Origin of the sequence: Klebsiella grimontii (assembly GCF_900200035.1) — a bacterium.
In the GTDB taxonomy this organism is placed as follows: Bacteria; Pseudomonadota; Gammaproteobacteria; order Enterobacterales; family Enterobacteriaceae; genus Klebsiella; species Klebsiella grimontii.
The window spans coordinates 164,408-186,174 of the sequence record NZ_FZTC01000019.1; the positions used below are offsets into that span (position 1 = coordinate 164,408).

Below are 21,767 nucleotides of genomic sequence, written 5' to 3' on the forward strand. Positions count from 1 at the left end.
CAGAATGGCGCTCTCCCGGCCTGCGCTGCGCTTAGCCGGGCTACGGGCTCGCAACCATCTGCGGGGCGGTAACCCGGACAGGCGCGTCAGCGCCGCCTCCGGGAATGTGTTATTTCACTACACACCATAACAGTTTTTATAAACCACCATCATTTCTCATCTGATATATTATTGACCCTACGAATCGCAACACGGATCGACTGATGAAAAAGTACCAGCGGCTGGCGCAGCAGATTACCGAACAGATCGCGCTTGGGGTGTGGTTACCCGGCGACAGGCTGCCCTCGCTGCGCGAACAGGTGGTAAGCAGCGGAATGAGTTTTATGACCGTCAGCCACGCCTATCAGCTGCTGGAGAGCCAGGGACGTATCATCGCCCGCCCGCAGTCCGGCTATTATGTCGCGCCGCAGCCCACTAAACCGCGTCAGCCCGCGCCGCCTGCGCAGGTAACGCGTGATGAGGCGGTGGATATCAATACCTACATTTTCGAGGTGCTGCAGGCCAGCCGTCAGGCATCGATGCTGCCCTTTGCCTCCGCGTTTCCCGACCCGCGCCTGTTCCCGCTGCCGCAGCTCAACCGATCGCTGGCGCAGGTGAGCAAAACCGCTACCGCCATGAGCGTGATTGAAAATCTGCCGCCGGGGAATGATGAACTTCGCCACGCCATTGCCCGACGCTACGCGCTGCAGGGAATGAATATCTCGCCGGATGAAATCGTCATTACCGCCGGGGCGCTGGAGGCGTTAAACCTTAGCCTGCAGGCCGTCACCGAACCCGGCGATTGGGTGGTGGTGGAAAACCCCTGCTTCTACGGGGCGCTGCAGGCGCTGGAGAGGCTGCGCCTCAAGGCGCTGTCGGTGGCGACCGACGTCAAAGAGGGGATTGATCTCGACGCGCTGGAGCAGGCATTGCAGAACTATCCGGTTAAAGCCTGCTGGCTGATGACCAACGGGCAAAACCCGCTCGGTTTTACCCTCAGCGCGGGGAAAAAAGCGCGGCTGGTGGCGCTGCTGGCGCGCTATAACGTGATGCTGATTGAAGATGATGTGTACAGCGAGCTCTACTTTGGCCGTGAGAAACCGCTGCCGGCAAAGTACTGGGATCGCGACGATATGACGCTGCACTGCAGCTCCTTCTCCAAATGTCTGGTCCCCGGATTCCGTATCGGCTGGGTGGCGGCGGGTAAGCACGCCCGACGTATTCAGCAGCTACAGCTGATGAGCACCCTCTCTACCAGTTCGCCAATGCAGCTGGCGCTGGTGGATTACCTCTCGACCAAGCGCTATGACGCCCATTTGCGGCGTTTGCGCCGCCAGCTTGCCGAGCGCAAGCAGCTGGCCTGGCAGGCGCTGCTGCGTCATCTTCCGGCAGAGGTGAAAATTCATCATAGCGATAGCGGCTATTTTCTCTGGCTTGAGCTCCCCGCCGGGAGCGATGCGGGGGAGCTGAGCGCCCGCGCGCTGGCGTATAACATCAGCATTGCGCCGGGGAAAATGTTTTCCACCACCGCCAGTTGGACCGCATTTTTCCGCTTTAATACCGCCTGGGGCTGGGGCGAAAAAGAAGAACAGGGGGTTAAACGGCTGGGCGAACTGATTCGCGAGATGCTGACCTGACTAAAACTGCGCCCGTCAGGCATGCGCGGCAGCGGTTAAAAGGGAGGGCACCACGCTGCGGTTCTGTTTATATCCGGCAATTATCCGCTGCCGAAAAATAAGCCACGGAAGGCTCTCAGGTATCATGCCGGTTATTATTTTACCGGCACGAGCCATAGGAAATTTGCATAGTCGTATTATCTCGCTAACTCCTTGTCTATAATCCATAAAGTTATCGCGTGAATCTCGTTTTTTGCGTAATGCGCCCCTTGTCACAACCTGAATAAATTTCCCCGGGGGGCCATAGCGCGCCGTCTACTGTTATTAAGGGAGATATTTTTACGGCACGGCTGCCGCTCATTTTCTTGTGACAGGAGTAAGACCCGATGAGCAATAAAATTGCCCGTGGCAGCCTATGCGTGCTGGGTATGGTTTTCCTGACGGCGCAGGCCGCCGAGCCGCCGACTTCTCTCGATAAAGGCGAAGGCCGTCTCGATATTATCGCCTGGCCGGGATACATCGAACGGGGACAGACCGATAAAAGCTACGACTGGGTCAGCCAGTTTGAAAAAGAGTCAGGCTGTCAGGTCAATGTTAAAACCGCCGCCACATCCGACGAGATGGTCAGCCTGATGGCGAAAGGCGGTTATGACCTGGTCACCGCCTCCGGCGACGCTTCGTTGCGCCTGATTATGGGCAAACGCGTACAGCCGATTAACACCGCGCTGATCGCCAACTGGAAGTCCCTCGACCCGCGGGTGGAAAAAGGCGCGTGGTTCAACGTCAACGGTAAGGTTTACGGCACTCCGTACCAGTGGGGGCCGAACCTGCTGATGTACAACACGAAAACCTTCCCGACGCCGCCGGATAGCTGGAGCGCGGTGTTCGTCAAACAAAACCTGCCGGACGGCAAAACCAACCTGGGCCGGGTGCAGGCCTATGACGGGCCGATCTATATTGCCGACGCTGCGCTGTTTGTCAAAGCCACTCAGCCGCAGCTCGGCATCACCGATCCCTATCAGCTCACTGAAGCGCAATATCAGGCGGTACTCAAAGTTCTGCGCGATCAGCACGCCCTGATTCATCGCTACTGGCACGATACCACCGTACAGATGAGTGATTTTAAAAACGAAGGCGTCGTGGCCTCAAGCGCCTGGCCGTATCAGGCCAACGGCCTGAAAGCGGAAGGCCAGCCGATTGCCACCGTTTTCCCGAAAGAGGGCGTCACCGGCTGGGCGGATACCACCATGCTGCATAGCGACGCCAAACATCCGGTCTGCGCCTATAAATGGATGAACTGGTCGCTGACGCCGAAAGTCCAGGGCGATGTCGCCGCCTGGTTTGGTTCGCTGCCGGTGGTTCCAGCAGGGTGTAAAGCCAGTACGCTACTGGGTGATAAGGGCTGCGAGACCAACGGCTACAACGAGTTCACCAAAATCGCGTTCTGGAAAACGCCGGTCGCGGAAGGCGGGAAATTCGTGCCCTACAGCCGCTGGACCCAGGATTACATCGCGATTATGGGCGGTCGTTAAGTGGCCGGAGGCGAACAATATGCACGCGGTAGAGTTCGATAATGTTTCGCGGCTGTACGGCGACGTACGGGCGGTGGATGGCGTCAGCATCGCCATTCGCGACGGTGAGTTTTTCTCCATGCTGGGGCCCTCCGGCTCCGGCAAAACCACCTGCCTGCGCCTGATTGCCGGGTTTGAACAGCTCTCTGGCGGCGCGATTCGCATTTTTGGTAAACCGGCCAGCGAGTTGCCGCCGTGGCAGCGCGACGTCAATACCGTTTTCCAGGATTACGCGCTGTTTCCGCATATGTCGGTGCTCGATAACGTCGCCTACGGGCTGATGGTCAAAGGGATCGGCAAAAAGGAGCGGCACGCCCGCGCGATGGAGGCGCTGGAGAGGGTCGCGCTCGCGTTTGTGCACGCGCGCAGGCCATCGCAGCTTTCCGGCGGCCAACGCCAGCGGGTGGCGATCGCCCGTGCGCTGGTGAATCAGCCGCGGGTCCTGCTGCTGGATGAGCCGCTCGGCGCGCTGGATTTAAAACTGCGTGAACAGATGCAGCTGGAGCTGAAAAAACTGCAGCAGGCGCTGGGCATCACCTTTATTTTTGTGACCCATGACCAGGGGGAAGCGCTGTCGATGTCCGATCGCGTGGCGGTGTTTAATAACGGGCGAATCGAACAGATTGATGCGCCCCAGGACCTCTATCTGCGGCCGAAAACGGCGTTTGTGGCTGGCTTTGTCGGTACCGCCAACGTGTTCAGCGGAGAACGGGCGCACAAGCTCTGCGCGATGGCGGGATCCTGGTCGCTGCGTCCGGAGCATATTCGCCTGAATGCCGCCGGCGAGATCCAGATTGCGGGCGTGGTGCAGGCGGTACAGTATCAGGGGGCCGCGACCCGGGTCGAGCTCAAGCTGGCCGATGGCGAGAAGCTGCTGGTGAGCCAGGCGAACGTTGATGGTCACGCCGCGTTAAACGCGCCGCCGGTGGGGCAAACGGTGCTGGCTTCGTGGTCGCGCGCGGCGATGGTGCCGCTGGAGAGCGGGGGCTGATATGACGATGGCGAGTCCGTCCGCTTCTCCCGGGCGCTTATCCGCGCTGTTCTGGCGTAAACCCTCGCTGGCCCTGTTTTTGCTTCTACTTGGCCCACTGATGTGGTTCGGCATTGTCTATCTGGGATCGTTGTTGACCCTGCTATGGCAAAGTTTCTACACCTTCGACGATTTCACCATGTCGGTGACCCAGGACCTGACGCTGGCCAATTTGCGGGCGCTGTTTAACCCGGCAAACTACGACATCATTCTCCGTACCCTGATGATGGCGCTGTCGGTAACGATCGCCAGCGCGATCCTGGCATTGCCTATGGCCTGGTATATGGCCCGCTATACCCGCGGCAAGATGAAGGCGTTTTTCTATATCGCCGTGATGCTGCCGATGTGGGCGAGCTATATCGTCAAAGCCTATGCCTGGACGCTGCTGCTGGCGAAAGATGGCGTCGCGCAGTGGTTTCTGCGCCATCTGGGGCTGGAAAGCCTGCTGAGCCTGGTGCTGACGATCCCGGCGGTAGGCGGCAATACGCTGTCGACTTCCGGTCTGGGCCGCTTTCTGGTGTTCGTCTATATCTGGCTACCGTTTATGATCCTGCCGGTGCAGGCCGCGCTGGAGCGCCTGCCGCCGTCGCTGCTTCAGGCCTCCGCCGATCTTGGCGCCCGTCCGCGCCAGACCTTCCGCTACGTGGTGCTGCCGCTGGCGATTCCCGGCATTGCCGCGGGATCGATTTTTACCTTTTCCCTGACGCTCGGCGATTTTATCGTCCCGCAGCTGGTGGGGCCGCCGGGGTTCTTTATCGGCAATATGGTCTATTCCCAGCAGGGGGCGATTGGCAATATGCCGATGGCGGCGGCCTTTACCCTCGTGCCGATCGTGCTAATTGCCCTTTATCTGGCGTTCGCGAAACGTCTGGGAGCGTTTGATGCACTCTGAACGCGCGCCGCTGCTCCTGAAGGTGGCAACCTGGGGCGGGGTGATCTTCCTGCATTTCCCGCTGCTGATTATCGCCCTCTATGCGTTTAATACCGAAGACGCCGCCTTCAGCTTTCCGCCGCAGGGCCTGACGCTGCGCTGGTTTAGCGCAGCGGAGGGGCGCGGCGATATTATCGAGTCCGTGACGTTGTCACTTAAGATTGCCGCGCTTTCCACCTCCATCGCGCTGGTCCTTGGCACGTTGGCTGCAGGTGCGCTGTGGCGCAGCGCGTTTTTTGGCAAGAACGCCGTGTCGTTGCTGCTGCTGTTGCCGATAGCGTTGCCGGGCATTATTACCGGACTGGCGCTGCTTACCGCCTTTAAGGCCGTCAATCTGGAGCCTGGACTGCTGACGATAGTCGTGGGCCACGCGACCTTCTGCGTCGTGGTGGTGTTTAACAACGTGATTGCCCGCTTTCGCCGGACCTCCTGGAGCCTGGTGGAAGCGTCGATGGACTTAGGCGCAACGGGCTGGCAAACCTTTCGCTACGTGGTGCTGCCCAATCTGGGTTCGGCGCTGCTGGCGGGGGGGATGCTGGCGTTTGCCCTGTCGTTTGATGAAATTATCGTTACCACCTTTACCGCCGGACACGAGCGTACGCTGCCGCTCTGGCTGCTCAATCAGCTCGGACGCCCGCGCGATGTCCCGGTCACCAACGTGGTCGCGCTGCTGGTGATGGTGGTGACGATGATTCCGATTCTGGGGGCCTGGTGGCTCACCCGTGACGGCGACATCAGCGCTGAAAACGGAAAATAAAATACCGATACAGGATAATGCTATGCAAAATAACCTTTTGATTAACGGTAAGTTAGTGGCTGGGGAAGGCGAGGCTGTGCCGGTGTTTAATCCTGCCACCGGAGAAGAGATCGTGTCGATTGCCGAAGCCACGGCGGCGCAGGTTGAGGCCGGGGTTGAGGCCGCAGACCAGGCCTTTATCAGCTGGAGCCAGACCACGCCCAGGAGCCGCGCCGAATGCCTGCTGGCGCTGGCGGACGTGATTGACGAACATGCGCAGACGCTGGCTAAGCTTGAATCGCTCAACTGCGGCAAGCCTCTGCACTGCGTGATCAACGATGAACTGCCGGCAGTCGCCGATGTGTTCCGCTTCTTTGCCGGGGCGGCGCGCTGTCTGCCGGGTATGGCGGCGGGTGAGTATCTCGAAGGCCACACCTCCATGATCCGCCGCGATCCGGTTGGCGTGGTGGTCTCCATCGCGCCGTGGAACTACCCGCTGATGATGGCGGCCTGGAAACTGGCCCCGGCGCTGGCCGCCGGCAACTGCGTGGTGATCAAACCTTCGGAGATTACCCCCTTGACCGCGCTGAAGCTGGGCGAACTGGCAAAAGAGGTTTTCCCCGCCGGGGTGCTTAACGTGCTGTTTGGCCGCGGCGCTACCGTCGGCGATCCGCTCACCGCCCATGCGAAGGTGCGCATGGTGTCGTTGACCGGTTCGATTGCCACCGGCGCGCATATTATCGGCCACACCGCGTCGTCGATTAAGCGTACCCATATGGAACTGGGCGGGAAAGCGCCGGTTATCGTCTTTGATGATGCGGATATCGACGCGGTGGTGGAGGGTGTACGGACCTTTGGTTTCTATAATGCCGGTCAGGACTGCACCGCCGCCTGCCGGATTTACGCCCAGGCCGGGATTTATGACCAGCTGGTGGAAAAACTCGGCGCCGCGGTTGCCAGCCTGAAGATGGGCCCGCCGGACGATGAGACCACCGAACTGGGGCCGCTGAGTTCGCAGGCGCATCTGGACCGGGTCAGCGCCGCCGTCGATGCCGCCCGCGCGCTGCCGCATATTCAGGTGATCGCCGGCGGCAGCAAAGCGCCCGGTAACGGCTACTACTACCAGCCGACGCTACTGGCGGGAGCCAGGCAGGAAGATGCGATCGTCCAGCGCGAGGTCTTCGGCCCGGTCGTCAGCATCACCTCGTTTACTGATGAAGAGCAGGCGCTGAGCTGGGCCAACGATTCGCAGTATGGTCTGGCTTCGTCGGTGTGGACCCGGGATGTCGGCCGAGCGCATCGCCTTAGCGCGCGTTTGCAATATGGTTGCACCTGGGTCAACACCCATTTCATGCTGGTCAGCGAAATGCCGCACGGCGGGCAGAAGCTTTCCGGCTACGGCAAGGATATGTCGATGTACGGCCTGGAGGATTACACCACTATCCGGCACGTAATGATTAAACACGGGTAGGGCACGGTTGTGATAATTGCGGCCTGGACACATTACCGTGCTAATAGTTAGCAATAGCAGAAAAAGTTAAAACGGGAGCGGGGATTTATGAGAATATTCTCATGCCCCTTCAAGAGCTAAGCCATGATGAGTGCCGGAGATAAGCGCCGGATGGGGCTGGTTTCCTTCCCCGGGGCGCGCGATGCGCCCTGAGCGGGAAGCCGCGATATGATGCTACTCATTCTCGAGCCCCTGCCACCTGCAGGGGCTTTTTGTTGTTCAGGCGCTACGGGTTTGTTACTGCGAGTTTGCCCGATGTCATGCGATCGCGCATTTATTACGTATCAAGATATCTATTTTTTGGCAAATGATAATCAGGCTAACGTTTTGTTTTTTTGCTCGGTAAACTCGCCTGGCGACGCTCGCGAACGTAGGAAAAAAGATTATAAATTGCAGCAATTAATAAAATTAACGCCACAATAAGAACGGCGATTCCGGACATGTGCCACCTCAAAAATAAATGAGTAAAAAACAAGCTTCGCATAACTTGTGATTATGAATGTATGATTTTGTGCTAAATAACGCAAATGATATTTCTTATCATTTAAAATAATCCGCAGGCTTTAGACTATCATTTTTTGATATAACCTATTGATATATTAATTATTTTTTGTGAGTCTGTTCATTTTTCAGAAATCCTTGCCGCCGCTGACCCTGCTAATAATGATGATCGCAATACGTTCTTGCGAACCTGCGCGTATAAAGAATAATGAACAATTACCCCGCGCGATGAAAAGCGCATTCGCTTTCAGCAATACCGTGTCGTGCGGCTTACGACACATGGGGCATATTTATAGTTGGAATTAGCCCTATTATTTATAATGGTATTTACGGCGGCCGGGGTGATTATTATCTCCGACGGTAGCGATTTAACATTGGCGATATTTAATCGCCCATTTTCACCTTTAAGCTTAGGGTGAATGTAATTTTTTTGTTAAATTTGCGGGCATCATTACGGCTAATAAGCCATGCGCCGCGCGTTTGACTTTCTATAGCCGCTCATGCGAACATTCGGCGCAATTTGTTGCTTCGAAGTTGATATTGTTTTGAATAAAATAGCGTGTTTTCTCTTTGTGGCCTGCGCCACGGCGATACTTTACGGCAATTTTCCGGCCAAACAGATTATTGGCTGTGAAAAGCAGGGTGGCGCGGAATCGATCTGCATAGCGGCCGCGTGGGATAGTGAAAAAGTCGATCTGCTGCCGGCATGGAATCCCGACGTTCAAAAGCTAATGGTCGCGCAAAAGCGTACGCTTGCAGCGGAGGCGGGGTCTTTCAAATCGTAAAAAAGCAGCCTGACCAGGCTGCTTTTTTAGGTTTCGCTGCTGAGTAAAATCTTTAAAACCAACCAAAACGAACGGATAACAGGCCGATAAGCGCAAGTGCCGCGCCGACATTTATCAGAAGGACGGTTTTGCTGGAAACATCCATAACGCCACCTTTATGAATAAGCCTCTACAGTTATAGTACGCGCTTAAAGGTTGCGCTATCGGACAAAGATGAATCGGGCGTTTTTCCGAAATTAACGCTGTTGTGTGTTTTAAAATGTCATAATCTCTGACGCACTCTGGGGTGCGAAAAGGCATCGCGATATGCGTAAATGCCGGTCAGGGAAGGAAGAAGAAAAATGACTTTATACCAGAAAATGCTGGTTTTTTATGCAGTTATGGGCTGTATCTGTGCGGTAATAAGCTGGTTCTTAACCAAAGAGAGCCGCTGGATCCGCCTGCTGGCGGCGCTGCTGATTGGCGCGACCTGGCCGTTCAGTTTTCCAATGGCGCTGCTGGTCTCCCTGTTTTGATTTAAAAATCGATAGCTCACCTTTCGTTATGACTGTATAAAAAAACAGGCATAATTAAATGGAAGCTTTTCGATGAACGGTTTTTATTCTCCTCATGCTGGCGCCACCGTGCGCTGGCTCGATCTACCCGGTTACGGCGAACCCATTGTGTTTATCCACGGTCTGGGCTGTGCCTCAAGCTATGATTATCCGCGCGTTGCCGCCGACCCGGCGCTGGCCGGGCGGCGAATGATCCTTGTCGATTTACCCGGTTTCGGCTATAGCGATAAACCTGAATCCTTCAGCTACCGTATCGCCGATCAGGCCGCGGTAGTGGTCGAGCTGGTGGATCGCTTAGCCCTTGAACGCTGCTATTTATTTGGTCACAGCATGGGCGGCAGCGTCGCGATTGAAGCGGCCGGGCGCCTTGCCGGACGGGTGCGGGCGTTGCTGGTAGCCGAGCCCAATCTCTATCCCGGGGGTGGAATGTACAGCAGGTGCATCGCCGGGCAAACGGAAGAACGCTTTATTGCCCGCGGCTACGCCGAAATGCTCTCCGCCGAAACCTCGCCCTGGGCCGGCTGCCTGCAAAACAGCGCCCCCTGGGCGGTGTGGCGCGGCGCGGCCAGCCTGGTGAAGGGCGCTAATCCCTCCTGGTTCGCGCGCTTTGTCAATTTATCCTGCCCCAGAGCGCTGATATACGGAGCGTTTTCGCTGCCTGCCCGGGAGGCGACGGAGAGTGAAGCCGCCGGGATCCCGCTGCTGATGATACCGCAGGCCGGGCATTCCATGGCGTGGGAAAACCCCTCAGCGCTGGCGCGTACGCTGGCCGATTTTTACGCCGGTATTGAGGCAGAAGCCTGATTCGTGATCGCTATATACGAAAAGAAACGATATTTCATTTATTTTGATTTTTCGTTTCTTTTATTTTTGGCGAGTGCGAAATGCGAAAAATCACTATCCTGGGTATCTCGGCTTTACTCTGTACACCGCTGCTTCTGCAAGGGTGCGTGTCGCAAAATCCGCGCGGGACAGCCTCCCGCCCGCAGCTTACGGCGGCGGAAGCGGCAGCCTTCACCATGGAACGCTATTTTGCCCAAGGCGGTGCGTTGAGTGCCCCCGATGGCCCCTGGTCGCCATCGCCTGCGCGTCTCCCGCGGGCCGAAAGCGCGTGGCGCGTAGCGCCGTCGGGTGCGCCGTTCACCCGCATTCAGCAGGCGGTCAACGCGGCAATCAACCAGCACGCGGCCGGTGATGAGCGTATCTATATCCGCATTGAACCGGGTATCTATCGGGAGACGGTCTATATCCCTGAAGGGGCGCCGCCGATAACCCTCTACGGCGCCGGGGATAATCCTCAAGCGGTGAGAATAGAGCTGGCGATAGACTCGCAGTTCCCGGTATCGCGCTATCGCCAGCAGGTGAATAGCCAGCAACAGTATCGTGAAGGCGATCCGGCCTGGTATCAGTATGCGCTGTGCGCCGGACGTACTGCCAGGACGATAGGCACCAACTGCGCGGTGGTGATGTGGTCGCAAAGCGCGGATTTTCAGCTGCTGAACCTCAGCGTAGTCAATAGCCTGCTCGACACCGTCGACGGTGCGACCCATCAGGGCGTGGCGCTGCGGACGGATGGCGATCGGGTGCAGCTGGAGAACGTCCGTCTGCTGGGACGCCAGGATACGCTCTATGTCAATACCAGCAATCGGCGCAATGAGGCGGTGACCGACCGTATCAGCCGGGTATATGTCAAAGACAGCTATGTAGAAGGCGATGTGGACTATGTTTTTGGCCGGGCAAACGTGGTTTTTGATAATGTCCATTTTCACACCGTCTCAACGCGCCGCTCGCCCGAAGCTTACGTGCTTGCGCCGAATACGTTGCCGGATAACCCGTGTGGATTTTTGGTGATCAACAGCCGTTTTACCGGCGATAGCGGCTATCGGGGCGGCTTCAAGGCGAAGCTGGGCCGCGCCTGGGATCAGGGGGCGGGCAAGACCGGCTATTTACCCGGAAAAACCGCTAACGGTCAGGCGCTTATCGCCAACAGTACTATCGATCAAAGCTACGATCGGCTTTCCCCCTGGGGCGCTGCGGCCACCACCTCCCGGCCGTTCCGCGGCAATCCCGCCGCAGAGCGTCAGCTTGATGATGTTGCCTTCAATCGCCTGTGGGAATTCAATAACCACTGGCAGCCCTGAGGCTTAAAACGGTAGCTCGCGCGGGACCGTTTGCAGCGTTATCCAGCGTAGCTCGGTAAACTCCGCCACCCCCGTGCGTCCGCCAAAGCGGCCGTAGCCCGACGATTTGCAGCCGCCAAACGGCATTTGCGCCTCATCATGCACGGTGGGGCCGTTAATGTGGCAAATGCCGGTTTGCAGATTTTGCGCCAGGTTCCACGCCCGGGCGCTGTCCCGGCTGTAGATCGCCGACGAGAGGCCATATTCGCTTTCATTGGCGACGGCCAGCGCTTCGGCTTCATCCTGAACGCGAATAATCGATTTCACCGGGCCAAAGGACTCCTCATGCCAGATGCGCATCTCGCGGGTGACGCCATCGAGCAGGGTGGCGCGCATCTGCGTTGAGTCGGACATGCCGCCTGCGAGCAGGCGCGCGCTTTTCGCCAGCGCGTCCTCTATTAGCGCGTTGCAGCGGGCGACGGTTCTCATCTCCACCACCGGACCGAGAAGGCTGGCGGGCAGGGCGGCGGCTCGTTTGGCCAGCAGCGCCACGAACGGTTCCGCGACGGCGGCATCGACGATGATGCGCTCGGTTGACATGCAGATTTGCCCGGCGTTGGCGAAGGCGCCAAAAATTGCCCCTGCCGCGGCCTGTTCGAGGTCAGCGTCATCCAGCACCAGCAGCGGCGCTTTGCCGCCCAGTTCCAGTACCGCGGGTTTCAGATGTTCACCGCAGGTGCGGGCGATTATCCGCCCCACCGGCGTCGAACCGGTGAAATTGATGCGGCGTACGGCGGGGTGGGCGATCAGGGACTCCACCAGCGCAGGCGCGTCGGCGGGGGGACAGGTCAGATAATTGACCACCCCGGCGGGAAAGCCTGCCGCTGCCAGGGCATCGATGATCAACCCCTGGGTTGCCGGAGACAGCTCCGCGCCTTTGAGGATAACCGTATTTCCACAAGCCAGCGGCGTGGCGATAGCGCGGGTCGCCAGGATTAATGGCGCGTTCCACGGCGCCATGCCGAGCACGACTCCCGCGCCCTGGCGGATGCCCAGCGCCAGATTTCCCGGCACGTTGGAGGGGATCACCTGGCCCTCGATTTGCGTGGTCAGCGCGGCGGCTTCACGCAGAATATCGGCGGCCAGGTGGACGTTAAAACCGGCCCAGTGCGCGGTGGCCCCCGTTTCTGCCGCCATCGCGGCAATAAACTTCGCCTCGCGGCGCAGCATCTCTTCTGCGGCTTCCAGCAGCAGGCGTCGGCGTTCGGCGGGGACCGTGTCGCGCCACTGCGGGAACGCCGCGCCCGCGGTATCGGCGCAGCGACGAGCGTCCGCCAGGCTGGCGGCGCTGGCAACGGAGGCGGTCTCTTGCGTCAGCGGATTGTTGCGGGTAAAGGTGGCGCGGCCTTCGGCATCGTGCCACTGGCCGTTGGTGTACAGGCTGCAGGTTATGGTCATTGTTATCTTCTCCTGACGTTACGATTTGCCGAGTGTACCGGGTGGCGCGGGAGCGCGATGCCGGCGGGGCGGTTATCGCCCGCTTTTTTCGTAACCTTCCGCACGCTTCACATTTATTGCTGGATTCAATGACGTCAAACGAGCGGATGTAGAATTAATCGGCGAAAACGCGGTTTTTAGCATAACCTGATAGCAATTGATTATTTGCCGGTTGAATCCTCCTGTGCTGTTATTAAAGCACTTATAACAAATTCATAAGGTTTATAACCATGTCTACAGGGAAAACGCTGCTTGCGCTGGCGTTGAGCGCACTCTTTCCGGCGGCCAGCGCCTGGGCGGCGGGAAACGATACGCTGGTCTACTGCTCCGAAGCTTCGCCGGAATCTTTCAACCCGCAGATTGCCAGTTCGGGCCCATCGTTCGTCGCCAGTTCTCAGGTGCTTTATAACCGCCTGATAAACTTCGATCCGGTGAAAAACACGCCAATTCCTTCGCTGGCGACCGAATGGAGCGTCTCGCCGGACGGCAAAACCTGGACTTTCACCCTGCGTAAGGGCGTGCAGTTCAACAGCAACAAATTCTTTAAGCCGACCCGCGATTTCAACGCCGATGACGTGCTGTTCTCGGTGCTGAGGCAGAAAGATGCCAACCATCCGTACCATAATGTTTCTCAGGGGCATTACGAATACTTTCATGACGTTGGGCTGGATAAGCTGATCAAAGAGGTTAAAAAGCTCGATGATTACCACGTCCAGTTTGTGCTGAGCGAACCCAACGCGGCGTTCCTCGCCGACTGGGGCATGGATTTTGCGTCGATACTCTCTGCTGAATATGCTGATGCGATGCTGAAAAAAGGGACGCCGGAGTATGTCGATACCTGGCCTGTCGGCACCGGACCTTATGCGCTGCAGCAATATAAAGCGGATTCGCAGATCCGCTATATCGCCAATCCGCACTACTGGGACGGTGAAGTGCCGACCAAACACCTGATCTTCTCGATCACGCCAAACGTTGAGACGCGGCTGGCGAAGCTGCAAACCAATGAGTGCCAGATTATTCCCGCGCCGTCGCCGGTACAGTTCCCGGTGATTAAGGGCAATAAAGATCTGGCGTTGCATTCGGTAGAAGCGCTCAACGTTGGTTATCTGGCGTTTAATACCGAGAAAAAGCCGTTTGATAATGTTCTGGTGCGTCAGGCGCTGAACTACGCGACCGACAAGCAGGCGATCGTGAAAGCGGTGTTCCTCGACTCCGGCAGCGTCGCGAAATCACCGATCCCCGCCAATATGCTCGGCTATAAGAAAGATCTACCGGACTACGACTACGATCCGCAAAAAGCGAAAGACCTGCTTAAGCAGGCCGGACTGGAGAAGGGGGCCGAAGTGACCCTGTGGTCGATGCCGGTGCAGCGTCCCTATAACCCCAATTCGCGCCGTATTGCCGAGATGATCCAGAATGACTGGAGCAAGGTCGGGATTAAAGCCAAAATCGTCACCTATGAGTGGGGGGAATATCTCGCCGGAATGCGTAAAGGCGAGCACGACAGCGCGCTGTTTGGCTGGATGTCCGATAACGGCGATCCGGATAACTTCGCCGGCACCCTGCTAAGCTGCGATAACATCAAAACCGGCTCTAACGTTGCCCGCTGGTGCGATAAGTCCTACGATGCGCTGGTGAAAAAGGCTATCCTGGTCAGCGATCCGCAGGCGCGGGCTAAGCTATACGGCGAGGCGCAGACGATTTTTCAGCAGCAGGCCCCCTGGATCACCCTGGCGACCGGGAAGACCTTCTACGCGACGCGCAGCAACGTCAGCGGCTACAGCGTGAGCCTGATGGGCAGCGATTTTTCCAAAGTTAAACTCAACTAAGCCGCAAGGAGAAAACATGTCGCATCTGGATGAGGTCGTCGCCCGCGTGGACGCCGCGATTGCCGAAAGCGTCATTACCCATATGAATGAATTGCTGATCGCGCTGAGCGATGACGCGGAGCTGGGGCGGGAAGAGCGCTACGTTCAGCAGCAGCGTTTGCGGACCGCCATCGCCCACCATGGCCGCCAGCAGCATGAGGAGCAGGAAGCGCGCCGCGAGCAGCTAACCCGCGGCGGCGAAATTCATTAGTCAAGCCGTTAGAACTGGCGTCTGGCCACCAGCCAGGCGCCGACCACCAGCATCACCGCGCCACAGAGCGGGCCAATCAGCGCGCGAAGCGGGACGTGGTGCGCACGAATCAGATCCATCACTAACCCCCCCGCCAGCTGGCTGGCAATCAATACCGCAATGGTGGTTGCCGCTCCGACGTTCTGATAGCCGCTGATGCTGGCGAAGACAAAGAACGAGCCTAGCAAACCGGGAATGAGCGTCCACCACTTTACGCTAACCGCCAGCTCCTGAAACCCCGCCGCGCCGTGCTTAAGCAGCAGGATGGTCACGAAAATCACGATGCCGACCAGCGAGTTAAGCAGCATGGCGATCAGAATGGTCGATGCGGACTGGGTAATGCGCACCATCAGCGTGTTTTGCAGCACCAGCCCGACGCCAGCGGCAACTAAACAGGCGAGGGTTAGCGTTTGATTCATGCGCTACCGTCCGGATCGCGGCGATCGTCAAGCTGCAGCTGCATAAAGGTCAGATCCAGCCAGCGGCCAAATTTGGTGCCAACCTGCGGCATTTGCCCGGTGGTGATAAAGCCCAGGGTATCATGCAGATGCAGTGAAGCCTGATTTTGCGCCTCAATACCGGCAACCATAACGTGCTTATTCAACCGCTTAGCCTCGGCGATGAGGGCGACCAGCAGACGGCGGCCCAGCCCTTGGCCCTGATGATCGGGGTGAACATAGACCGAATGCTCGACGGTGTGGCGAAAGCCGTCAAAGGCGCGCCAGTCGCTGAAGGAGGAATAACCGGTAATTACGCCGTTTTCTTCGCTGACCAGCACCGGATAGCCGACGAGCTGTCGGGCCTCAAACCAGGCAATACGGTTGTCGGTATCGACGGTATTGTCGTTCCAGATAGCGGCGGTATGCAGTACCGCATGGTTGTAGATTTCAGCGATTGCCGCGCAATCGTCTTTGCTGGCATGGCGGATGGTCATGGTAACCCTCAAGGCTTGTACACTATAGTGGTACGATATTATTACAATAATGTACGCAAGGCTGTCACCTGTTTTAGGCAGAAATTTTTATCCTCGGCTGACCGGCGTCGGATACGCGATTTCTTTTCATTTATTGCCGTAACGCCGTTTACATTAACGGATTGAATGACTCTCCGTGTTTGCCCGGCCGATTATTACGCCGGGCTTTTTCATTTTCATTCCCGGTGCCGGGCGTCTGGTTGTGCAAACAGGCGGGCTACACTATAGTATTACGCTATGAATACTATAGAAGACAATCTTAACCAGCGCATCAGCGCACGTATCCGAATCGAGCGGGAATCCCGCGGCTGGTCGCTCAGCGAACTGGCGGAGCGGGCGGGGGCGTCGCGGGCGATGATCCACAAGATCGAGCGCGGCGAAAGCAGCCCGACGGCATCGATGCTGGGACGGTTATCCGGCGCTTTCGGCATTAGCATGTCGACGCTGATCGCCAGGGCGGAGATGCAGGAAGGCAAGCTGCTGCGCTTTGCCCATCAGCCGGTGTGGCGCGACCCGCAGAGCCACTATCTGCGGCGGCACGTTTCGCCGCGTAGCGACCTGCCAATCGACCTGGTGCAGGTGGAGCTTCCGGCGGGCAGCGATGTGCCGATGCCTGCGTCATCCTACGCCCAGGCCCGGCAGCTGATCTGGCTACAGCAGGGCGAGCTGGTGTTTATCGAAGGCAACGCGCGACACGAGATGCGGGCGGGGGACTGCCTGGAGCTCGGGCCGCCTAACGACTGCCGCTTTATTAATGAAACCACGCAGCCCTGCGTCTATCTGGTCGTCCGACTCAATCAATCTGCCTCATAATGTCAATGCGCGCTGCCGGGAAAGCAGCTAGCCTCAATACAGACTTGTCAAAAGAGGAGTGTGTTATGGCTTTCAATCCGCAACGCCACCGCCGCTGGCTGCTGGCATCGCGTCCGCACGGCGAGCCAACCGGGGAGAACTTCCGCCTGGAAGAGGGCGAGGTCGCGTCTCCCGGGCCGGGGCAGCTGCTGCTGCGCACCGTCTTTCTGTCATTGGATCCCTATATGCGCGGGCGGATGAGCGACGCGCCTTCCTATTCGCCGCCTGTCGCCATTGGCGCGGTGATGGTCGGCGGCACCGTGAGCCGCGTGGTGACATCGAACCACGCCGATTTTCAGCCCGGCGACTGGGTGCTGGGCTACGGCGGCTGGCAGGATTATGAACTTTCCGACGGCAGCGGGCTGGTGAAATTAGGCGACAGCCCTGAACACCCTTCGTGGGCGCTGGGGATCCTCGGCATGCCCGGCTTTACCGCCTATATGGGGCTGCTGGATATTGGTCAGCCGAAAGCGGGCGAGACGCTGGTGGTCGCCGCCGCCACCGGGCCGGTTGGCGCAACGGTCGGACAGATCGCGAAGCTGAAAGGCTGCCGCACGGTGGGCATCGCCGGCGGCAGCGAGAAGTGCCGCTATGCGGTAGAAACTCTCGGCTTCGACGTCTGTGTCGATCATCGCGCGCCCGATTTCGCCGTCAAACTGCTTGAAGCCTGCCCGCAGGGGATCGATATCTACTATGAGAACGTCGGTGGGAAAGTGTTCGATGAAGTTCTGCCGTTGCTGAATACCTCGGCCCGCGTGCCGGTTTGCGGCCTGGTCAGCGGCTACAACGCCACCGCGCTGCCCGACGGCCCGGATCGCTTGCCGCTGCTGATGGCGACGATCCTCAAAAAACGCATCCGCATGCAGGGCTTTATTATCGGCCAGGATTACGGTCACAGGATTGCCGAGTTCCAGCAGGAGATGGGGCGCTGGGTGCAGGCAGGGAAAATCAAATACCGCGAGCAGGTCGTTGACGGCCTGGAGAACGCGCCGCAGGCGCTCATCGGTCTGCTGAAGGGCGAGAACTTCGGTAAGGTGGTGGTTCGCGTCTCTCCGGACGAGTAACCGCTTACCCGGCAGGCGTCGCGCCTGCCGGGTTTTATGATGATTTACGCGTAAAACGCCAGCCGCTCGGCCAGCAGGTCAACAAACGCCTGGCGATCGACATCGAGCATCACCGTAGCGTTCGGCTGCTTACCGGTCAGATTGTAAAAATCGACGACCGTCATCCCCTGAGTATATTTCCCCTGCGTTTCCACGCCGACCCAGCGTTCAACGGTGGTAAACATCTCCGGCTTCAGCAGCCAGGCAATGGTGCACGGGTCGTGCAGCGGCGCGCCGACAAAGCCCCATTTCTCATCCTTGTGGTACTCAAGAAAGAAGTCGAGCAGTTCGGCGACGATGGTGGATATCGGGTTGCCGATACGGCGGAAACGCTCGATATCCTCAACGTGGATTTGCGCTTTATGGGTGACGTCTAACCCGGCCATCACCACCGGAAGGCCGGACTGGAAAACGATCTCCGCGGCTTCCGGGTCGACGTAGATATTAAACTCGACCGCCGGCTGCCAGTTCCCCAGCACCATTGCGCCGCCCATAATCACAATACGCTCGATTTTGGCATGCAGTTCCGGATGGCTGTTGAGCAGCAGGGCGACGTTGGTTTGCGGGCCGGTGGCAACGATCGTGACCGGTTCGACGCTGTCGCGCAGGATGTTGGCCATCAGCTCGACGGCGGTGCAGCTTTGCGCGGCAAAGCCCGGCTCCGGCAGCGCCGGGCCGTCAAGACCGCTCTCGCCATGCACGTTGTCGGCGATAATCAGCTCCCGCATTAGCGGCTTAAGCGCGCCGCCGGCGACCGGGATATCCGGGCGTTTAAGCAGGGTGAGCATGCGCAGTACGTTACGCAGCGTTTTGTCCGGGGTCTGGTTTCCCGCGGAGGACGTCACGGCTTTTACATCGAGTTCGGGTGAGGCGAGGGCAAGAACGAGGGCAATCGCGTCATCATGACCCGGATCGCAATCGATAATGACTGGCAGTGCCATGGCAGCTCCTTGTTGGCGTTATTTTGTGACAAGGGTAACGCCGCAAAGCGCCATAGACGAGGCTCAACGCAGAATAGTGTGATGGCGTGCACGATTGAGCGCGACATAACGCGACGCTTGCCAACATAGCTGCTTGATCTGTGCGCAATCAGGAGCTAGCCATGCGGTGGCGCAAGAAGTCGCTTCCCGCGGAGGCCTATAATGATAAAACGACGCAACCATACAAATATTAATGGTTTGCTTTCCGCCAACGGATTCTTATTCTAAAGAAAACTCCAGGAGATAATCGCAATGAAAGATGTGGTAGATAAATGCAGTACCAAAGGCTGTGCCATCGACGTAGGCTCGATTATTGATAATGAGGACTGCGTCTGGCGGGTTGAGAAAAACTTCGCCAGCCGCGAAGAGGCCGAGTCCACCATCGCGGCGGTCCGCGAACGTGCCCTGGCCGCCGCGCCCGCCAGCGAGCCGCCGCAGGTCGATTATACCATCGCGCCCGCCGGTGATGAGGCAAAGCTTGAGGCTTCCATTGCCTTCTCCTGCCAGGCGGAAAAGATCATTTTCGAATTGTCGTTAAGAAACGTTATTTAACGTAGCGAGCGCCCACGGCTAACCCTCAACAGGATCCTGCGTGCGATCCCGTTGAGGTGCCGTGGTCAAGCGTTACTCAAACCGCCATGCCAGGTTTAGCCCGATACCGTAGTTACGGCCCGGCGCCGGTTCGTAGTAGCGGCCGTTGGATTCATTCACGATAACCGAGCCCGCGTAGCTGCGGTCGAACAGGTTATCTACCCGGCCAAACAGATCCATATCCATCTTGCCGTAGCTCCATTTATAGCCGGTCGTCAGGCCGACCACCGTCCAGGACGGCGCTTTGGCGGTGTTCTCATCGTTTGCCATAATATCGCTCATATAGCGAATATCGCTGCCCGCGTACCAGCCTTTCTCGGGCTGATAGCCGAAGGAGGCGTAGCCCATATTACGGGCGATCCCCGGAATACGATTGCCTTTACAGCTGGCATCGTCGCAGACGTTGGTACGATAGGTCGCATCCAGCCAGGTCCAGGCCGCTTTTAAACGCCAGCTCTCGCCGAACTGCTGATCCAGCCCCAGCTCCATCCCCTGACGGCGCGTTTTACCGGCGTTTTTATAGCTGGTGCGCCCGCCGCTGCTGGCGTCGACGACAATCTCATTATCGGTATCGGTCTGGAATAGCGCGGCGGTCAACAGGCCGTTGCCGATTCGCGCTTTGCTGCCAATTTCAACGGTTTCGTTGGTGGACGGCTGCAGGCCAAAGTTCAGCCCGCCCTGGTCGCCGGAGCGGTAGGAAAGCTCATTGATGGTCGGCGTTTCGAAACCGCGGCCGGCGGAGACGTAGACGTTCCAGGCATCGGTTACCGCGTATTTCAGCGAGCCCGCCGGCAGCCATTTATGATAGCTGGCCTCGCCGCTGTCATCGCCGTTACCCGGCGTAACGTAATAATCGTTGGAATCAAACCACACCGAACTGTAGCGCACGCCGGCGTCGAGAGAGAGTTTCTCGGTGAGCTGCCACTGGGTTTGCAAATAGGGGTCTACGTTCCACATCAAATTGCGTTCGTTGCGGCGCAGGTCGCCCTTTTCACCGTACTGCGGCGCGCCGTTGCTCATGACAAAGTTTTCATAACCCTTACGGCGCTCGGTCATGGTTTCATAATCAAGTCCGGTGGTAAAGGTGACCGGCACCAGCAGCTCGCCGCGATGGGTCCAGCGGGTATCAATCCCCTGATAGTGGCGCGTCAGGTCGATCACGCCGCCAGCATGGGTGGGTTTGAGCTGCGGAGCGCGAGGAATCGACTGATATTGCGTGGTTTCACGCTCGCCGGCGTACATCATCACGCTCAGATCGTCCTGATCGCTCAGCTGGCGCTCGTAGCGCAAACCGGCCTGGGTCTGTTTTATGGTTTTGCGGGTATTGTACTGATCGCCTCTTGGCGACTGGCGCGGGTTATTTTGCCATTCGTCATAGCTCAGGCCGCCCGCGTCATTAGCTTTAATATCCACGCTGTTAAACAGCAGGGTCAGTTTGCTGTCGTCATTAATGCGCACGCCGAGCTTCGCGTTGGCGAGGTTCTTACGCGCGCCGCTATGGTCGCGGGAGCCGTGAGTGGTGAAGCGGTTGGTGGAAACCACATAGTCGACATCGCCCGCATGGCTGCCGTCGCCGACCGCGCCGGTCGCTTTCATACCGTAATGCCAGGTACCGAAGCTGCCGTAGTAGCTGCTGGCTTCGATAGTGGGCGGCTGGCTGCCGGTCTGGGTGGTGGCGTTAATCACCCCGCCGGAGGAGTTGCCGTACAGGGCGGAAAAAGGCCCGCGCAGTACTTCGAGCGAATCGAGGCTGCCAATATCAATATTCGAGGTTTGTCCCTGGCCATCAGGCATGGTGGCCGGAATGCCGTCGACGTAAATTCGCAGCCCACGCACGCCGTAGGTGGAGCGGGAGCCGAAGCCACGAATCGAAAGCTGCAGATCCTGCGCATAGTTCTGACGGTTTTGCACCTGTAGCCCCGGTACCGCGCCCAGCGACTCGGAAAGGTTGACCCGCGGCGCGGCCTGGCGCATCTCGTCGCCGTTAACCACGCTTACGGCGGCGGGAGTATCGAGTTCAGAAACCGCCGACGGTGCGGCGGTAACCACCATGGTCTGTTCAGCGGCGTGGGCGGTTGGCGCTGAAGAAATAAGCGGCAGAAGCAGTGCGGGGAGCGCGGCGGCGCGCACGGAAAGGATTTTCATCAAAGTTACTCGCAAAACGAACCAAACGGAACATATGTATATATGTTAACTCTTTTGTAAATTTTTTGAAAAGACTTAACAGGATTTGAGTTAACAAATAGCAAGAATTGCGTGATGCCGGGTGGACAAAACGCAATTAACTCTCCACATTGCGATAAATAATGATTACTATTCG

The 21,767-nt window shown here is 58.1% G+C and carries 22 protein-coding genes; 15 read left to right on the forward strand and 7 right to left on the reverse strand.

Translation table 11 applies throughout. From position 1 onward, the window contains the following. Positions 1-203 precede the first annotated feature (203 nt). From KOSB73_RS15545 to patD, 6 genes are all read left to right on the forward strand, one after another. The gene (locus KOSB73_RS15545) at positions 204-1,616 is read left to right on the forward strand and encodes an aminotransferase-like domain-containing protein (protein ID WP_049087246.1); all 1,413 of its coding nucleotides are present in this window, start codon (positions 204-206) and stop codon (positions 1,614-1,616) included. A 365-nt stretch (positions 1,617-1,981) separates the two neighbouring features. Beyond that, positions 1,982-3,127, forward strand: a complete 1,146-nt coding sequence (gene ydcS, locus KOSB73_RS15550; protein WP_024358269.1) for a putative ABC transporter substrate-binding protein YdcS — start codon at positions 1,982-1,984, stop codon at positions 3,125-3,127. Between the two features lie 19 nt (positions 3,128-3,146). Further along, positions 3,147-4,157: an ABC transporter ATP-binding protein gene (locus KOSB73_RS15555; RefSeq protein ID WP_049131559.1), complete on the forward strand. Its 1,011-nt coding sequence runs from the start codon at positions 3,147-3,149 to the stop codon at positions 4,155-4,157. Between the two features lies 1 nt (position 4,158). After that, a complete protein-coding gene (locus KOSB73_RS15560) occupies positions 4,159-5,088 on the forward strand; it encodes an ABC transporter permease (RefSeq protein WP_098140658.1) in 930 nt (309 codons plus the stop codon). After that, the gene (locus tag KOSB73_RS15565; protein ID WP_098140659.1) at positions 5,078-5,884 is read left to right on the forward strand and encodes an ABC transporter permease; all 807 of its coding nucleotides are present in this window, start codon (positions 5,078-5,080) and stop codon (positions 5,882-5,884) included. Before KOSB73_RS15560 ends, KOSB73_RS15565 begins: the two co-directional genes overlap by 11 nt. Positions 5,885-5,906: 22 nt before the next feature. Beyond that, positions 5,907-7,334: an aminobutyraldehyde dehydrogenase gene (gene patD, locus KOSB73_RS15570; protein WP_098140660.1), complete on the forward strand. Its 1,428-nt coding sequence runs from the start codon at positions 5,907-5,909 to the stop codon at positions 7,332-7,334. A 358-nt stretch (positions 7,335-7,692) separates the two neighbouring features. Here the strand turns inward: patD and KOSB73_RS30865 are convergent, their stop codons facing one another. Next, positions 7,693-7,815: a small membrane protein gene (locus tag KOSB73_RS30865; RefSeq protein WP_004138919.1), complete on the reverse strand. Its 123-nt coding sequence runs from the start codon at positions 7,813-7,815 to the stop codon at positions 7,693-7,695. Positions 7,816-8,374: 559 nt separating this feature from the next. Here KOSB73_RS30865 and KOSB73_RS15580 point away from each other — a divergent pair. Further along, positions 8,375-8,659, forward strand: a complete 285-nt coding sequence (locus KOSB73_RS15580; RefSeq protein WP_004138917.1) for a hypothetical protein — start codon at positions 8,375-8,377, stop codon at positions 8,657-8,659. Positions 8,660-8,711: 52 nt separating this feature from the next. On the opposite strand, the gene yncL is transcribed toward KOSB73_RS15580, so the two are convergent. Further along, on the reverse strand, positions 8,712-8,804 hold the full coding sequence (yncL, locus tag KOSB73_RS15585; RefSeq protein WP_004101822.1) for a stress response membrane protein YncL: 93 nt from the start codon (positions 8,802-8,804) through the stop codon (positions 8,712-8,714). A gap of 196 nt (positions 8,805-9,000) precedes the next feature. On the opposite strand from yncL, the gene KOSB73_RS15590 reads away from it, so the two are divergent. From KOSB73_RS15590 to KOSB73_RS15600, 3 genes are all read left to right on the forward strand, one after another. Then, positions 9,001-9,174 (forward strand): GhoT/OrtT family toxin, encoded by a 174-nt coding sequence (locus KOSB73_RS15590; protein WP_004101823.1) that lies wholly within the window; start codon positions 9,001-9,003, stop codon positions 9,172-9,174. A gap of 72 nt (positions 9,175-9,246) precedes the next feature. Then, entirely contained in the window at positions 9,247-10,017 is a 771-nt protein-coding gene (locus KOSB73_RS15595) for an alpha/beta fold hydrolase (protein ID WP_049131562.1), read from the forward strand. A gap of 80 nt (positions 10,018-10,097) precedes the next feature. After that, entirely contained in the window at positions 10,098-11,354 is a 1,257-nt protein-coding gene (locus KOSB73_RS15600; RefSeq protein WP_098140661.1) for a putative acyl-CoA thioester hydrolase, read from the forward strand. Between the two features lie 3 nt (positions 11,355-11,357). On the opposite strand, the gene KOSB73_RS15605 is transcribed toward KOSB73_RS15600, so the two are convergent. Beyond that, a complete protein-coding gene (locus KOSB73_RS15605) occupies positions 11,358-12,791 on the reverse strand; it encodes an aldehyde dehydrogenase (RefSeq protein ID WP_098140662.1) in 1,434 nt (477 codons plus the stop codon). Between the two features lie 269 nt (positions 12,792-13,060). Between KOSB73_RS15605 and KOSB73_RS15610 the strand changes: the two genes are divergently transcribed. After that, on the forward strand, positions 13,061-14,659 hold the full coding sequence (locus KOSB73_RS15610; RefSeq protein WP_024358262.1) for an ABC transporter substrate-binding protein: 1,599 nt from the start codon (positions 13,061-13,063) through the stop codon (positions 14,657-14,659). Positions 14,660-14,675: 16 nt separating this feature from the next. Continuing rightward, positions 14,676-14,909 carry a YdcY family protein gene (locus KOSB73_RS15615; RefSeq protein ID WP_004120770.1) on the forward strand — a complete coding sequence of 78 codons (234 nt, stop codon included), beginning with the start codon at positions 14,676-14,678 and terminating at the stop codon, positions 14,907-14,909. Between the two features lie 8 nt (positions 14,910-14,917). Here the strand turns inward: KOSB73_RS15615 and KOSB73_RS15620 are convergent, their stop codons facing one another. Together KOSB73_RS15620 and KOSB73_RS15625 are read right to left on the reverse strand one after the other, a co-directional pair. Continuing rightward, the gene (locus KOSB73_RS15620; RefSeq protein WP_004138908.1) at positions 14,918-15,367 is read right to left on the reverse strand and encodes a DMT family transporter; all 450 of its coding nucleotides are present in this window, start codon (positions 15,365-15,367) and stop codon (positions 14,918-14,920) included. Next, positions 15,364-15,882, reverse strand: a complete 519-nt coding sequence (locus tag KOSB73_RS15625) for a GNAT family N-acetyltransferase (protein ID WP_098140663.1) — start codon at positions 15,880-15,882, stop codon at positions 15,364-15,366. The genes KOSB73_RS15620 and KOSB73_RS15625 overlap by 4 nt, the downstream gene beginning before the upstream one ends. Positions 15,883-16,158: 276 nt before the next feature. On the opposite strand from KOSB73_RS15625, the gene KOSB73_RS15630 reads away from it, so the two are divergent. After that, positions 16,159-16,734, forward strand: coding sequence for a helix-turn-helix domain-containing protein (locus tag KOSB73_RS15630; protein ID WP_004138903.1), 576 nt, complete (start codon positions 16,159-16,161; stop codon positions 16,732-16,734). 65 nt (positions 16,735-16,799) lie between these two features. Beyond that, positions 16,800-17,837 (forward strand): NADP-dependent oxidoreductase, encoded by a 1,038-nt coding sequence (locus KOSB73_RS15635; RefSeq protein WP_024358261.1) that lies wholly within the window; start codon positions 16,800-16,802, stop codon positions 17,835-17,837. 44 nt (positions 17,838-17,881) lie between these two features. Here KOSB73_RS15635 and rihA read toward each other — a convergent pair whose 3' ends face one another. Then, complete coding sequence (rihA, locus tag KOSB73_RS15640; RefSeq protein WP_024358260.1) at positions 17,882-18,817, reverse strand: pyrimidine-specific ribonucleoside hydrolase RihA; 936 nt, start codon at positions 18,815-18,817, stop codon at positions 17,882-17,884. A 291-nt stretch (positions 18,818-19,108) separates the two neighbouring features. On the opposite strand from rihA, the gene KOSB73_RS15645 reads away from it, so the two are divergent. Then, the gene (locus tag KOSB73_RS15645; RefSeq protein ID WP_004138889.1) at positions 19,109-19,408 is read left to right on the forward strand and encodes a DUF406 domain-containing protein; all 300 of its coding nucleotides are present in this window, start codon (positions 19,109-19,111) and stop codon (positions 19,406-19,408) included. Between the two features lie 72 nt (positions 19,409-19,480). Here KOSB73_RS15645 and pqqU read toward each other — a convergent pair whose 3' ends face one another. Next, on the reverse strand, positions 19,481-21,592 hold the full coding sequence (pqqU, locus tag KOSB73_RS15650; RefSeq protein WP_049131568.1) for a TonB-dependent receptor PqqU: 2,112 nt from the start codon (positions 21,590-21,592) through the stop codon (positions 19,481-19,483). Between the last annotated feature and the right edge of the window lie 175 nt (positions 21,593-21,767).